The sequence below is a fragment of the Actinotalea sp. C106 genome (assembly GCF_023630195.1).
In the GTDB taxonomy this organism is placed as follows: domain Bacteria; phylum Actinomycetota; class Actinomycetes; order Actinomycetales; family Cellulomonadaceae; genus Actinotalea.
The window spans coordinates 1-14,424 of the sequence record NZ_JALPKN010000058.1; the positions used below are offsets into that span (position 1 = coordinate 1).

The window sequence follows — 14,424 nt, forward strand, 5'->3', positions numbered from 1 at the left end:
GCAGGCGCAGCAGGGGGTCGCCGGGCAGGGGCGGCGCGGGGTCCAGGACGTCGAGCCCGGCCCCGGTGATGCCGCCCTCCGCGAGCGCGGCGGTCAGGGCCGGCTGGTCGACGAGCCCGCCGCGGGCCACGTTGACGAGCGAGGCGGTGGGCTTCATCGCCGCGAGGAAGGCGGCGTCGACCATGTGGCGAGAGGTGGGGGTCAGTGCGGCTGTCAGCACGACGTAGTCGGACTGGGCGACGAGGTCCTCGAGCGGGAGGCAGTCGATGCCGAGCTCGGCCGCGCGGTCCCGCGCCGAGGGGCGGTCCTGGGTGACGACGCGGGCACCGAACGGGGCGAGCAGGCGGGCGACGTCGGCCCCGACGCTGCCCAGGCCGATGATCCCGACGGTCCGGCCGGCGATCCCGGGCCCTCGGTACCGCCCCCGCTCGGACCAGCGCCCTGAAGTGGCTGCGGCGTGGTTCTCCAGGAGCCGGTGGGCCAGGGCGAGCAGGAGGGTGACGGCCGAGGCCGCGAGCGGTCGACGCACGGCCTCCGGGGTGTTGGTGACCACGACGCCGGCGTCGGCCAGGGCCTCCAGGTCGATCCCGTCGTATCCGGCACCGAACCGCGCGACGTGCCGCAGCCGGGGCGCCGCGGCGACCACCTCGCGGGTGAACTGCAGGTGCCCGATCGACAGCACGGCGTCGTAGGGCTCGAGGTCCTCGGGGGCCGGGGCATGGCCGGCCGCGGGGGGCATGACCTCCCAGGAGAGGCCTGCGGCGGCCAGTCGCTCGAGGCCGATGTCCCCGAAGAGCGTGGTGCCGTCGGGCTCGACGCCCTCGGCCGTCACGCCGACGCGGTACGGGGTCGTTGTCATGGTTCTCTCCTCGATACATCCGACTACTAGGGGCCGCCTGGGCCAGGGTAGCGGCAGCAGAGCCGACAGTGAGGTAGATTCATCTGATGATTGGCTCTACGGTGGGAGTACCCCAGCCCGCACCGAGGAGCTCCCCATGCGCATCACCAGCATCGAGATCGAGGACGTCCGCTTCCCGACCTCGCTCACCGCCGACGGCTCGGACGCCATGAACAAGGACGGTGACTACTCGGCCGCCTACGTCGTGCTGCGCACCGACGGCACCGCGGCCGACGGCGCCCCGCTCGCAGGCTTCGGCCTGACCTTCACCACGGGCCGGGGCAACGACATCGTCGCCGTCGCCGCCCGTCAGCAGGCCGAGCTGCTCGTCGGCATGGACCTCGAGGAGATGGCTGCCGACATGGGCGCCGTCTACCGGCACCTGACCTCGGACGCGCAGATCCGCTGGCTCGGACCCGAGAAGGGCGTGGTCCACCTGTCGTTGTCCGCGGTGATGAACGCCGCGTGGGACCTCGCCGGGCGTCTGGCGGGCAAGCCCGTGTGGCGCCTGCTCGCCGACATGACCCCCGAGCAGCTGGTCGACGTCGCCGACCTGCGCTACCTCTCCGACGCGCTGACCCGCGAGGAGGCCATCGCCCTGCTGCGCGCCAAGGAGTCCGGCAAGGCCGAGCGGATCGCCGAGCTCGAGGCCACCGGCTACCCCTGCTACACCACCTCGGCCGGCTGGCTCGGGTACGACGACGACAAGCTGCGTCGCCTGTGCCAGGAGGCCGTCGACGAGGGCTACCAGCACATCAAGCTCAAGGTCGGCGCCAACCTCGAGGACGACATCCGCCGCTGCGGCATCGCCCGCGAGGTGATCGGCCCGGACCGCACCCTGATGATCGACGCCAACCAGGTGTGGGACGTCGACCAGGCCATCGAGTGGACCAACGCCCTCGCGCAGTTCGACCTGCTCTGGATCGAGGAGCCCACCAGCCCCGACGACGTGCTCGGCCACGCCGCGATCGGCCGCGGGGTCGCGCCCGTCGGGATCGCCACCGGCGAGCACTGCCACAACCGGGTCATGTTCAAGCAGTTCATGCAGGCCGGGGCGCTGGACTTCTGCCAGCTGGACGCCGGGCGGCTCGGCTCCCTCAACGAGATCGTCGCCGTCCTGCTCCTGGCCGCGAAGTTCGGCGTCCCCGTCTGCCCGCACGCCGGCGGGGTGGGCCTGTGCGAGATGGTCCAGCACGTCTCGATGCTCGACTTCGTGGCCGTCAGCGGGACGCGCGAGGGGCGGGTCACCGAGTTCGTGGACCACCTGCACGAGCACTTCACCGACCCGTGCGTCGTCCGCGAGGCCGCCTACACGCTGCCGAGCCAGCCTGGGTACTCGACCGAGATGCACGCCGCCTCGATCGAGGAGTTCCGCTTCCCCGACGGCACCTACTGGGCCGGCCGGCTGGTCCTCGAGGCCCCCTGAGCCGGGATACTCCTCGCATGTCCCGCACCGACCGCGTCGTCGACGGCATCACCGCGATGATCCTCGACGGGAGCCTGGCCCCCGGAGACCGGCTCCCGGTCGAGAAGGACCTGGCAGCGACCCTCGGCGTCTCCCGGGGGTCGCTGCGCGAGGGGGTCCGGGCGCTGTCGGTCCTCGGGGTCGTCGACTCGCGCCAGGGGGACGGCACGTATGTGACGAGCCTGGACCCGAGCCTGCTGGTCGCCCCCCTCGGGCTCGTCGTCGAGCTCCAGGGCGCCGGGCACGCCCTGCACGTGCACACCGTGCGCCGGATGCTCGAGACCGAGGTCGCCGGGCTCGCCGCGAGCAACGCCGCCCGGGCGGGCGAGGCCCTGGCCCGTGCACGGGAGGCCCTCGACGACTCCGCGGCGACCCTCGCCGCCCGGCCCTTACTGACCGGCGGGCCGAGGGCGAGAGGGAGCCGGGCGGCGGAGGGCGAGGGGGCTGCCGCTCCGGACCCCGCCGACCACGAGGCCCTCCTCGAGGCTGACATCGCCTTCCACCGGGCCCTCGCCGAGGCCGCTGCCAACCCCGTGCTCGGGGCCCTGGTCGAGGCACTCGCCGGGAGGACTGCGCGGCACCGCCTGTGGCGCGGGATCACCCAGGCCGGGGCCGACGAGCGCACCCAGGACGAGCACGAGGCCATCCTCGACGCGGTCCTCGCCGGCGACCCCGAGCGGGCCCGCGTCCGGATGGCCGCCCACCTCCTCGAGGTCGAGGACTTCCTCCGCGCCCAGGGGTGAGTGTTGGGGGCGCCCTGATGCCTCCGGGTCAGAGTCGTGCCGGGGCCGGGGCCTGGCTGGCGCTCAAGATCGGGGTCGATCGGGGTCGCCATGTGACCCCGATCAACCCCGATCGCACGCGGACGGCACCGACCGGAGCCTCGACTGACGCCCGGCGGTGGATGTGCGGTCATCCACAGGTCCGGAACGCCCCGTCATGACCCGGTTCACCGTTGCTAGGGTCACCTGCCATGACTCAGGGGGCGGGCCGACGTCGCGTGCTGCGTGCGGCCGGGACGATGCTCGCGCTGACCCTCGTCGTGGGGTGCACCCCCGACGAACCCGAGCCCACCACACCCCCGGCGACGACGGCCCCGACGGCAGCCCCGACGCCGAGCCCCGAGCCCAGCGAGCCGGTCGCGGTGGCACCGACCCGCCCCGCGGCGATGGACCGCGCCGACGAGGCCGGAGCCGTAGCAGCGGCGAAGTACTTCCTGGAGCTGTTCGCCTACGTCCTGTCCACCGGGGACACGACCGAGTGGGACGCGGTCACGATCGAAAGCTGCAGCCTCTGCACGAACGTCCGCGAGCGCGCAGTGACACTGCACGCTTCCGGCGGGATGCGCGGTGGCGGTGTCAGCATCCACTCGAGCCGAGTGATCGGCACCGACACGACGATCAATGCCCGAGCCGTCGAGGTCGACTATACGTTCGGTGCTGGCGAAGAGCTCGACGCCGCAGGTGAGACGGCCGAGACTCTCGCCGAGGAGTCAGGGACGGCGGTCCTGGACGTGAGCTTCACCGAGCAGGGATGGGTGCTGCTCGAGGGAAGCGGCGGCCAGACGGAGACGTCATGAGCCAGAGGATGGCGGTAGGTGGACTCGTCACGCTCCTTCTCACCGTGTCCCTCGCCTCTGGCGGCGCGGCTCAGGCGGCCGTGCGCGTGTCGGGCGGCGACTGGTGGGGCGCGGAGGCAAGCGACGACTCCGTCGTCGTCGGGAGACACGAGCAGCGGGGCGCGGGCTCCGGCGACGCAGCATCCGCCGCGTCGCCGAGCACCTCTAGCACGCCAGCGCCCGAGTACCGCCGCATCCCCGTCGGGTTCTGCGTGGCCGAGGACTGGATGGACGGCACGGAGACCTGCCTGGGTGAGGGCGGCACCTACCTCACACCGGACTGCGAGGACGGGTCGGACTACCTCCAGCCGCTGTTCTCCCGCCCCGTCGACTCCTCGGGCGCGGCCTCGGGCGAGTGGGAGCAGGTCGACGAGGGCGGGTGCGCCGAGGACGCCGCCGCCGCCCAGGCTGTCGTCCTCACCGCGGAGCAGTTCCGTCGGCTGCCGCTGCAGCCCTCGTCCCCGGTGTTCCAGCCGGCCGACGGTCGCGGCCTGGTCGGGATGGACCTGATCCTCATGACCAGCGCAGAACCGCAGATCCTGACCACCGACGTGCTCGGCGTGCCCGTGACGGTGCGCGCCACCCCCGTCGAGTTCGCGTGGGACCTCGGCGACGGGTCAGACCCGCTGACCACGACGGACGCCGGCCGGCCCTACCCCGACCACAACGTCGCCCAGGCCTACACACGTGAAGGGACCTACGCGGTCACCCTCACCACCACCTGGCAGGGCGAGTACCAGCTCGCCGGCACCGGACCCTGGCTCCCCGTCGCCGGCACCGCGACCACCACCTCGGCCCCCTTCCCGACCGACGTGGTCAGCGCCCGCTCCCAGCTGGTCGCCGACCCCCTCGACTGAGCCTGCCCACGCGAGATCGGGGTCGATCAGGGTCACCATCCGACCCTGATCGACCCCGATCCGGAGTGCTGGCCCGCGGCGGTGCCCGGGACGACCAGGATGGGGTCGATCAGGGTCACTATGTGACCCCGATCGACCCCGATGAGGAGAGCTCGCGCGCCGCGCGGGAGAACTAGCGGGCCAGCCAGCCGCCGTCGACGGCGAGGACCTGGCCGTGGATGTACGCGGCGGCCGGCGAGGCGAGGAAGACGACGACGTTGCCCATGTCCTCGGCGGTGCCCCAGCGGCCAGCGGGGATGCGGACCGAGAGCTGCTCGAGGCGTACCGGGTCGGCCAGCAGGGCCTCGTTCATGTCGGTCGCCATGTAGCCGGGGGCCACCGCGTTGACGTTGACGCCCTTGCCCGCCCACTCGTTGCACAGGGCCTTGGTCAGCTGCCCGACGGCCCCCTTGCTCGCGGCGTACGCGGGCACGGTGATGCCGCCCTGGAAGGTCAGCAGCGAGGCGAAGTTGATGACCTTGCCCTCGCCGCGCTCGAGCATGGGCCGCCCGAAGATCTGGCACAGCTGGAACACCGAGCGCAGGTTGATGTCGAGCACCGCGTCCCAGGAGTCGAGCGGGAAGTCGACCGCGGGGTGGCGGTCCTGGGTGCCAGCGTTGTTCACCAGGATGTCGACCTGGTGCTCGGCGAGCACCGCCTGCGCGGCCTCGGCCACGACCTCACCGTCGGACAGGTCCACGGCCTGGAAGTGCACCGTCCGCCCGCGGGCCTCGGCGTGGGCGAGCAGCTCGTCGGTCAGGCCACCGCGCGCCATGACCACGACGTCGGCCCCCGCGTCGAGCAGGGCCGTCGAGACCCCGAGGCCCAGGCCGCGGGCGCCGCCGGTGACGACCGCGGTGCGGCCGGTGAGGTCGAAGGGCTGGGGGGCGGGCGTGGTGCTCATGCGTCGGCCTTTCCGTCGAGGGGGGTGACCAGGACCTTGAGGCAGTCCTGACCGGTGGTCGCGGCGTCGAAGGCCTCGCCGACCTGCGCGAGGTCGAAGGCCTTGGTCGGGAAGCGGTCCAGGCCCAGGTCCCCCGAGGCGATGAGCTCGATGGCCCGCGCCATGTCGGCCGAGGTGTACACGCGCACCCCGACCATCGACTGCTCCTTGAAGCACACGGCCTGCAGGTCCAGCGGGGTCGGCTGCTTGTACACGCCGACGACGACGATCCGCCCCAGCACGCGGGTGGCGGCGGTGAGCTCGGCGGCCACGCTCGGGTGCGCCGCGGAGTCGAAGGTCGTGTCGGCCCCTTCACCGTCGGTCAGCTCGGCCAGCACCTCGATCATGCTCGAGCCCGCGGGCACGACGGTGAAGCCCATCCCCTCGGCCACCTCGCGGCGCCAGGCGCTCGGCTCGGTGATGACCACCGTGCCCGCGCCCTCGTGCCGGGCGACCAGGGCGGTCAGCACACCGATGGGGCCGGCGCCGTAGACGGCGACCGTGTCCCCGCGCTCCATGCCCGAGAGTGCCAGCGCGTGGACGGCGACCGCGAGGGGCTCGGCGAGGGTCGCGGTGCGCGGGTCCACGCCGTCGGGCACAGCGTGCAGCACCTCGGGGGGCAGGGCCACGTACTCGGCCATCCCGCCCGGGGCGTCGATCCCGTAGAGGCCCAGGCGACGGCAGACGTGCGCGTGGCCGTCGCGGCAGGCCTTGCACTCGCCGCAGCTGATCAGCGGCTCGACCGTGACGAGACTGCCCTCGGCGGGGCCGCTGGCCCCCGCGCGCTCGACCCAGCCGGACATCTCGTGGCCCATGACCAGCGGCGCCTGGGCGCGCGGGTGCTTGCCGTGGAAGATCGACAGGTCGGTGCCGCAGATGCCGTTGTAGGCGATGCGGACCAGGGCCCAGCCCTCGGGGACCTCGGGGGTCTCGATCTCACGGACCTCGACCTCGTCGGTCCCGGTCCACACCGCTGCCCTCATGGTGGTCATCTCACGCTCCTGATCCGACGGCGACCGGCGCACAGGTCGCGTTCCGTCCCGGGGCGCCGAGCACCTCGGGGTTGACGATGTTGCGGGGCCCCCGGTCGGCGACCACGTCGATCACGTTCGCGACCGTGCGGCGCTTGAGCTCGTCGTAGGACTCCTCGGTGTACCAGGCCAGGTGCGGGGTGAGGACCACCGAGTCGAAGGTCGTCAGCGGGTGGTCGGGGGGCAGGGGCTCCTGCTCGTGCACGTCGATCGCGGCACCCCGGATGCTGCCCGCCGCGAGGGCGTCGACCAGGGCCGGGGTGTCGAGCACGCCCCCGCGGCTGGTGTTGACCAGGATCGCGTCGGTGCGCATGCGGGCGAGCTCGGCCGCGCCGATCATGCCGCGGGTGCTGTCGGTCAGCGGCGTGTGCAGCGAGACCACCTGGGACCGCTCGAGCAGCTCGTCGAGGGAGACCGACGTGAACCCGTGGAAGGTGGCCGCCCCTGGCTCGGCGGCGACGTCGTACCCGATCACCTCGTAGCCCAGGCCGGCGGCCTTGCGGGCGGTCGCGGTGCCGATCAGGCCCATGCCGACCACGCCGAACACGCGGTCCCGCGTCTGGTAGAGCGGCCGCACCACGGCGAGGTCGAAGGAGCCTGCACGCACGCCCCGGTCGAGCCGGGGGATGCCCCGGGCGGCGGCCAGGGCCATGCCCACGGCGTGGTCCGAGACGGCCTCGGTCCCGTAGTCGGGCACGTTGCAGACGGCGATCCCACGCTCGGTCGCCGCCGCGACGTCCACCGAGTCGACCCCGACCCCGTAGCGACCGATGGCGCGCAGCGCCGGCAGGGCGTCCATCACCTCTGCCGTGATCTGCGCGTACTGCACGAGGATCCCCTCAGCCCCCGCGGCGTTCTCGACCAGCTCGGTCGCGTCGCGGGACTGGGTCAGGACCAGCTCGGCCCCGACGGGGTCGGCGACCTCGTGCTCGGCGTCGAAGGAGTCGTGGTCGCACTCGGTGATGACGATGCGCATCAGCGCGCCAGCCAGCCACCGTCGACCGGCAGGACGACGCCGTGCACGTAGTCCGCAGCATGGCTCGAGAGGAACAGGACGGCACCGGCGATGTCCGAGGCCTCGGCCCAGCGTCCGGCGGGGATGCGGTCGAGGATCGCCTTGCTGCGCTCGGGGTCCTGGCGCAGGTCGTGGGTGTTGGCCGTCGCGACGTAGCCGGGGGCCACGGCGTTGACGTTGACCCCGTACTGGGCCCACTCGTTGGCCAGGGCCCGGGTGAGCCCGGCGATCGCGGACTTCGAGGAGGTGTAGCCCGGCACGTTGATGCCGCCCTGGAAGCTCAGCATCGACGCGGTGTTGACGATGCGCCCCGAGCCGCGCTCGATCATGGTGCGCCCGACCTCGCGCGAGAGGACCCACGCCGTGCGCAGGTTCACGTCGAGCACGTGGTCGAAGTCCTCGTCGGAGTGCTGGGCGGCCGGGGTGCGGCGGATGGTCCCGCCGTTGTTGACCAGGATGTCGACGCCGCGGCCGGCCAGGTCCGCGGCGAGCTCGGCGACCTGGGCACGGTCGGAGAAGTCGGACTTGATCGGGGTGAAGCTCCTGCCCTGGGCCTCGACGGCCTGGCGGGTGGGGCTGTCGCCCTCCTCGATGTCATAGCTGACGCCGATGACGTCGGCCCCGGCGGTCGCGAGCGTCTCGGCGATCGCCAGGCCGATGCCCTGGCTGGCGCCGGTGACGACGGCGAGCTTGCCCTCGAGGCTGAGGAGCTGCTCGGCGAAGGCTGCGGGGGTGGTCGGGCTGTTCGTCATCGTGGTGCTCTCTCGATCGGGTCGGTGCGGACCACTGGTCCGGTGCGGGTGCGGGTCGTGCTGGTCGGTGTCTGCCTCAGGGGACGTACCCCAGGGCGGTGGAGATGCGGTCGGCGGTGCGGGTGGCGGCCTCGTGCATGGCCTCGACCTGCTCGAGGGTGTGCTCGAGGGTGATGGTCGAGATGCTCAGGCCGTACCTCACGGTCCCGGTGTGGTCCCGGATCGGCGCCGCGACGCAGGCCACGCCGGGCACGTTCTCCTCACGGTCCAGGGAGTAGCCGCACCGGCGGACCTGCTCGATCTCGGCGCGCAGCTCGTCGATGGTGGTGAGGGTGTGCTCGGTGCGTCGGGGCAGGCCGACCCGGGCCACGAACCGCTCGAGCTCCTCGTCGGTGTAGCCCGCCAGGACCGCCTTGCCGATGCCCGAGGAGTGCATCGGGATCGCGTGGCCGACCCGCGAGGGCATCTGGTACGGCTTGTCGGAGTCCGAGCGGATCAGGTAGATGATCTCGTCACCGTTGGCCGCACCCACGTGGATCGTGCAGTGCACCTCCTCGACGAGCTCGTCGACGTAGGGCTGCGCGATCGCCGAGATGTCGATCCGCTGCAGGGCGCGCCCTGCCAGGGCCAGGATCTGCGGCCCGGGCAGGTAGGTGCCGTCCTGCGCCAGGCTGACGAACCCCCGGGTCACGAGGGTGCTGATGATCCGGTGGGTCGTGGCCTTGGCGAGTCCTGTGGCGGCGACGACGTCGGTGAACCGCGGGTTCGCGAGGGCCGCTTCGAGCACGAGGAGCGTCTTCTCGCTCGCGTTCGCACTCGCGACGGCGGGGACGACCACGCCGTCGCCCGTCTGCGGGGTCCCGATCGGCCCGGTGTCACGCGCGGACGCGGTCCGTACGCTCTCGCTCGTCATGGTTCTCGCCTGTCCGTCGGTCGATGGGTGGATGACCAGCCTGGCTCATCGCATCTCGGTGATGGGGAACCCGTCCATGTCGTCGAAGGACTGGTTCTCCCCCGCCATCGCCCACACGAAGCTGTAGGAGGCGGTGCCGACGCCCGAGTGCACGGACCAGCTCGGGGAGATGATCGCCTCCTCGTCGGCCACGACCATGTGCCGGGTCTCGTCCGGCCGTCCGAGGATGTGGATGACCCGCGCCTCCTCGGGGAGGCCGAAGTACAGGTAGGCCTCCATCCGCCGGTCGTGGGTGTGGGCAGGCATGGTGTTCCACATGCTCCCGGGGTGCAGCGTGGTGACGCCCATGACGACCTGGCAGCTGCGCACGCCGTTCTCGTGGATGTACTGGTTGAGGGTGCGCCGGTTCGAGGTGAGCGGGTCGCCGAGCTCGCGCACGGTCCCGGTGCCGGCCTCGACGAGGGTCGTCGGGTAGGCGGTGTGCGCCGGTGCCGAGACCAGGTAGAACCGGGCCGGGCCCTGCTCGCCCGAGGCGTCGGCCGAGCTGAAGGTGACCTCGCGGGCACCGCGGCCCACGTACAGGCACGAGGCGTGCCCGACGTCGTAGTTCGTGCCGTCCACCGTGATGGTCCCGGCACCGCCCACGTTGACGATGCCCGCCTCACGGTGCTCGAAGAAGAACTCCGAGCGGATCTCGGGGAAGGTCGGCAGCGTCACGGTGGTGCGCACGGGGCGGACCCCGGCCAGCACCACGCGGTCGTGGTGGGTGTAGACAGCACGGGCCTCGTCGTCGGCGAAGAGACCGGGGACGAGGTACCGGCGTCGCAGCTCGGCCGTGTCCATCCCGGGGATCTGCTCGGGGCTGGTGGCGTAGCGCTGTTCCATGATGGGCCTTTCGAAGGACGGGGTCTGGCGGGAAGGACTGGGCCACCGGCCGGCGGCGCGCGGGGGGCAGCCGCCGGCCGGTGGGATCAGGGGGTGACCAGCTGGAGGGTGGTCGGCAGCCACATCGACAGGGCCGGGGTGAAGATCACCATCACCAGCAGGGCGACCAGCGCCGCGAAGAACGGCATGAGCCGCCGCACGACGTCCTCGATGCCGAGCCCGGCGACCTTGGCGCCGACGAAGAGGATCGGCCCGACGGGGGGTGTGATGGTCCCGACCGAGAGGGCGAAGACCATCATGATCCCGAAGTGCACGGGGTGGATCCCGAAGGCCGCGACGATCGGGAGGAAGATCGGCGTGAAGATCAGCACCGCGGGCGTCGGGTCCATGAAGAGCCCCACGACCAGGAGGACCATGGCGATCAGCAGCAGCAGCACCACGGGGCTCTCGGAGATCGTGAACATCGCCTCGGAGACCATCGCCGGGATCTGGGCGAAGGACATGACGAAGCCCATGATCGAGGAGACCCCGATGAGGAACATCACGACCGAGGTGGTGCGGGCCGCGTCCATGAGGATGCGCGGCAGGTCCCGGAACTTGATCGACTTGTAGACGGCCGAGAGGACCAGGGAGTAGATCACCGCGATGTTCGAGGCCTCGGTCGGGGTGAAGATGCCCCGCAGGATGCCGCCGATCACCACGACGATGAGCAGCAGGGCCGGCACCGCGATGAGGATCGTCTTGGCGCCCTCGGTGAAGCCGATGCGCTCGGTCATCTTCAGCTCGGGACGCTTGCGGGCGTAGAGGAACACGATGACCATGCACACCGCCGCCCAGAGGAGACCGGGGACGTACCCGGCCACGAACAGGGCCGCGATCGAGGCCCCCGAGACCAGCGAGTAGACGATCATCAGGTTGCTCGGCGGGATGAGCATCCCCGCCGGGGCCGAGGCGATGTTGGTCGCCGCCGCGAACCCGCGGTTGTAGCCCTCCTTGGCCTGGATGGGCCCCATGGTCGAGCCGATGGCCGCGGCGGCCGCGACCCCCGAACCGCTCACGGCGCCGAAGAGGGCGTTGGCCGCGACGTTGGTCTGGGCGAGGGACCCGGGGGTCCGCCCGACCATGACCTTCGCCGCGTTGATCAGGCGGAGGGCTATCCCTCCGTTGTTCATGATCACGCCGGCCAGGACGAAGAACGGGATGGCCAGCAAGGGGAACGAGTTGATCCCGCGGAAGATCTGCTGGGCCGAGGTCAGGACGCCGTTCTCGACGCCGAGGATGACGAACAGGGCGGTCAGGGACGAGAGCCCGACGGCGATGCTGATCGGCGCACCGATCACCAGGAAGATCGCGATGCCCGCGACCAGGATGAGCGCTGCGAGTGCTGCTGGATCCATGGGTCAGCGCTCCTTCACAGGACGTCCGGCTCGGTGGCCTCGACGGGGCGCTCGGCGCCCGTGAGGATCCGGACCAGGTGGTAGACGGTGTAGAAGGCGATGAGCACGCCCGAGATCGGCAGCGCGAGGTACAGCGGGCCGACGTTGACCGGCAGACCGGTGAGGTTCTGGGCCCAGGCGAGGTCGACGACGCTGAACCCGCCCCAGATGAGGGCCAGGACCGCGAAGGTGAGGATCGCGAGCTGCACGATCACCATCAGCACGGTCTGGGCGCCGCGAGGGAGCTTGCGCACCGCGACGTCGACCGCGATGTGCCCGCGCTCTCCGAAGACGAGTGCCGCCCCGAAGAGGCCCAGCCAGATGAACAGGTACTTGGCGAGCTCCTCGGACCAGCCGCTGGGCTGGTCGAGGACCTGGCGAGCGAAGACCTGCCACGCGACGTCGATGACGAGCGCGGCGAACAGTGCCACGCACACCCACGTCAGGACGCGGTCCAGCGCATTCTTTGCTGCAGTCATGGGATGGGCCTCTTCGGGACGGGGGCGATCAGGAGACCGCGGCGCGGACCTGGTCGTAGATGGTCTGCGTCACCTCGTTGTCGATCTTCTCCTCCGTCAGCGGGGCGATGACCTCGGCGAAGGCGTCGACGTCGACCTCGTTGAACTGGGCACCCTCGGCCTCGGCCGCGGCCTTGGCCTCGGTGACCTGCTCCTCCCAGAGCTCGGCCTCGCGCTCGATGGCCTCGTCGAGGAGCCCGTCGAAGGCCTCCTGGTGCTCGGGCGACATCGCGTCCCAGACCGTCGGGTTGATGATCAGGTAGTCGGGGAACATGAGGTGGCGCGTGTAGCTGTAGTACGGCGCGACCTCGTGCTGCTTAAGGTTGTAGTAGATGAGCTCGTTGTTCTCGCCGCCCTCGAGCAGACCGGACTGCATGGCCGTGTAGACCTCGCCCTGGCCCATCGGGGTCCCGGTGCCGCCCATGAGGCTGAGCATCTCGATGTTCGTGTCGGACTCGATGACGCGGATCTTCATGCCCGCGAGGTCCTCGGGGGTGTTGATCGGCTTCTCGGTGTTGTAGACCGACCGGATGCCGCCGTGGAAGGCGCCCATGACCTTGATGCTCTGGTCCTCGAGGGAGGAGTAGAGGTCCTCGGTGATCTCGGGGTCGTTGGTGACCTGGCGCTGGTGGTCCTGCGAGTCGAAGACGAAGGGCAGGTTGAACACCACGAAGTCGGGGTTGAAGTTCTCGAGCAGCGGGCCGCCGACGTATGCCATCTCGAGCGTGCCGGCCTGCATCAGCTCGATGGTCTCGCGCTGGGCGCCGAGGGTCTCGTTCGGGAAGACCTCGATGTCGTAGGCACCGTCGGTCGCCTCGAAGAGCTTGTCGCCGAGCTCGTCGAGCACGATGTACTGCGGGTGGGACTCAGGCTGGTTGAACGCCGCCTTCATGACGAGCGTGTCGGCGTTGGCCTCGACCTCGGCGCTGGTGTCGTCGCCGTTCTCGCCCTCCCCGGGGGAGGTCGTTCCCGCGCTGCACGCAGCGAGCGCCAGGGCAGATGCCCCGACCAGCGCGGTGATCGAAACGGCCTTGTTTCGCCTCATGGTGACTCCTTCGTCGGCTCACGGGGGTGTGAGCGGGCTGTGCCCGCGGACGGTGTGCACGTCCGCGGTGTGTCGGGAGCTGTCGTCGTGGTCGTGCTGACCGCGATGTCAGTGCCGTAGATGGAACTAAGTTCCGACCTGCGGAACACTAGCCCGCCTGGTGGAACCTGACAACAGGCCCTAAGACCTACGCCGGTATCGATACGGTTCCGAGACCTGCCCCATCCCCTCGGAGGAACGATGACGATCGACGAGGCCCCTGCCCCGCGCCCCCTGCCCCTGCTCGGCGCCTACGCCATGGCCCCCGGCGACCCCGCCGAGGAGGCCGAGCTCTACGCCGCCGTCCGCGACCTGCCGATCGCAGGGCTCGAGGCCCCGCTCCTGCCGGAGGACGGGGGCGTGCTGTCCCCCGCGTGGCGCGAGCGCAACCTCGACCCGGCCTGGGACCTGCTGCTGACCTGCATCCCCACCGTCATGCACCGGCTCGGTGAGGACGCCGGCTACGGCCTGGCCTCGACCGACCACGCCGCCCGTGAGGCCGCCCTGGCCGACGTCGCCCGCGCCCGGGACCTGGCCCGCACCCTCGCCGAGGAGCACGGCCGCCCGGTCGTCACGGCCATCCAGGTGCACAGCGCCCCCGGGCCGGGGCGCGGATCCCTCGACAACCTGCGACGGTCGCTCACGACCCTCGCGGGGTGGGACCTCGCCGGTGCCCGCGTGCTGCTCGAGCACTGCGACGCGCAGGTCGACGGGCAGGACGCCGCCAAGGGCTTCCTGACCCTCGACGAGGAGCTCGCGACCCTCGAGGCTCTCGGGCCCGACGCCAAGATCGGTCTGAGCATCAACTGGGGGCGCTCGGCCATCGAGGGCCGTTCGGCGCAGACCCCGGTCGACCACGCCCGGGCAGCCCGCGACGCCCGGCTGCTGGGCGCCCTGGTCCTGTCAGGGGCGGCCGGCACCGAGACGCCGTGGGGACCGGCCTGGTCGGACGCGCACATCCCCCCGCGGG

15 protein-coding genes are annotated in these 14,424 nt (G+C 71.4%); 5 read left to right on the plus strand and 10 right to left on the minus strand.

Going from position 1 to position 14,424, the window contains the following annotated elements; all coding sequences use genetic code 11:
• On the minus strand, positions 1-859 hold an 859-nt coding region (locus tag L0B03_RS06085), incomplete at its 3' end, for a 2-hydroxyacid dehydrogenase (protein WP_250444826.1).
• 136 nt (positions 860-995) lie between these two features.
• On the opposite strand from L0B03_RS06085, the gene L0B03_RS06090 reads away from it, so the two are divergent.
• From L0B03_RS06090 to L0B03_RS06105, 4 genes are all read left to right on the plus strand, one after another.
• A complete protein-coding gene (locus L0B03_RS06090; RefSeq protein WP_250444827.1) occupies positions 996-2,324 on the plus strand; it encodes an L-fuconate dehydratase in 1,329 nt (442 codons plus the stop codon).
• Between the two features lie 17 nt (positions 2,325-2,341).
• The gene (locus L0B03_RS06095; RefSeq protein ID WP_250444830.1) at positions 2,342-3,106 is read left to right on the plus strand and encodes a FadR/GntR family transcriptional regulator; all 765 of its coding nucleotides are present in this window, start codon (positions 2,342-2,344) and stop codon (positions 3,104-3,106) included.
• A gap of 230 nt (positions 3,107-3,336) precedes the next feature.
• Positions 3,337-3,942, plus strand: coding sequence for a DUF6318 family protein (locus tag L0B03_RS06100; RefSeq protein WP_250444832.1), 606 nt, complete (start codon positions 3,337-3,339; stop codon positions 3,940-3,942).
• Entirely contained in the window at positions 3,939-4,838 is a 900-nt protein-coding gene (locus L0B03_RS06105) for a PKD domain-containing protein (RefSeq protein ID WP_250444834.1), read from the plus strand. The genes L0B03_RS06100 and L0B03_RS06105 overlap by 4 nt, the downstream gene beginning before the upstream one ends.
• A gap of 172 nt (positions 4,839-5,010) precedes the next feature.
• On the opposite strand, the gene L0B03_RS06110 is transcribed toward L0B03_RS06105, so the two are convergent.
• From L0B03_RS06110 to L0B03_RS06150, 9 genes are all read right to left on the minus strand, one after another.
• Positions 5,011-5,781: an SDR family oxidoreductase gene (locus tag L0B03_RS06110; RefSeq protein ID WP_250444836.1), complete on the minus strand. Its 771-nt coding sequence runs from the start codon at positions 5,779-5,781 to the stop codon at positions 5,011-5,013.
• Positions 5,778-6,812 carry a zinc-binding dehydrogenase gene (locus tag L0B03_RS06115; RefSeq protein WP_250444838.1) on the minus strand — a complete coding sequence of 345 codons (1,035 nt, stop codon included), beginning with the start codon at positions 6,810-6,812 and terminating at the stop codon, positions 5,778-5,780. The genes L0B03_RS06110 and L0B03_RS06115 overlap by 4 nt, the downstream gene beginning before the upstream one ends.
• Position 6,813: 1 nt before the next feature.
• Positions 6,814-7,827 carry a C-terminal binding protein gene (locus L0B03_RS06120; RefSeq protein ID WP_250444840.1) on the minus strand — a complete coding sequence of 338 codons (1,014 nt, stop codon included), beginning with the start codon at positions 7,825-7,827 and terminating at the stop codon, positions 6,814-6,816.
• Positions 7,827-8,618 (minus strand): SDR family oxidoreductase, encoded by a 792-nt coding sequence (locus tag L0B03_RS06125; RefSeq protein WP_250444842.1) that lies wholly within the window; start codon positions 8,616-8,618, stop codon positions 7,827-7,829. Before L0B03_RS06125 ends, L0B03_RS06120 begins: the two co-directional genes overlap by 1 nt.
• Positions 8,619-8,694: 76 nt before the next feature.
• On the minus strand, positions 8,695-9,531 hold the full coding sequence (locus L0B03_RS06130; protein WP_250444845.1) for an IclR family transcriptional regulator: 837 nt from the start codon (positions 9,529-9,531) through the stop codon (positions 8,695-8,697).
• Positions 9,532-9,576: 45 nt separating this feature from the next.
• The gene (gene kduI / locus L0B03_RS06135; RefSeq protein ID WP_250444857.1) at positions 9,577-10,416 is read right to left on the minus strand and encodes a 5-dehydro-4-deoxy-D-glucuronate isomerase; all 840 of its coding nucleotides are present in this window, start codon (positions 10,414-10,416) and stop codon (positions 9,577-9,579) included.
• Between the two features lie 86 nt (positions 10,417-10,502).
• Positions 10,503-11,813 (minus strand): TRAP transporter large permease, encoded by a 1,311-nt coding sequence (locus tag L0B03_RS06140; RefSeq protein ID WP_250444859.1) that lies wholly within the window; start codon positions 11,811-11,813, stop codon positions 10,503-10,505.
• A 14-nt stretch (positions 11,814-11,827) separates the two neighbouring features.
• Positions 11,828-12,331: a TRAP transporter small permease gene (locus L0B03_RS06145; protein WP_250444861.1), complete on the minus strand. Its 504-nt coding sequence runs from the start codon at positions 12,329-12,331 to the stop codon at positions 11,828-11,830.
• A 28-nt stretch (positions 12,332-12,359) separates the two neighbouring features.
• Entirely contained in the window at positions 12,360-13,415 is a 1,056-nt protein-coding gene (locus L0B03_RS06150; RefSeq protein ID WP_250444863.1) for a TRAP transporter substrate-binding protein, read from the minus strand.
• Between the two features lie 240 nt (positions 13,416-13,655).
• Here L0B03_RS06150 and L0B03_RS06155 point away from each other — a divergent pair.
• The coding region (locus L0B03_RS06155) for a DUF4862 family protein (RefSeq protein ID WP_250444865.1) at positions 13,656-14,424 on the plus strand (769 nt) is incomplete at its 3' end.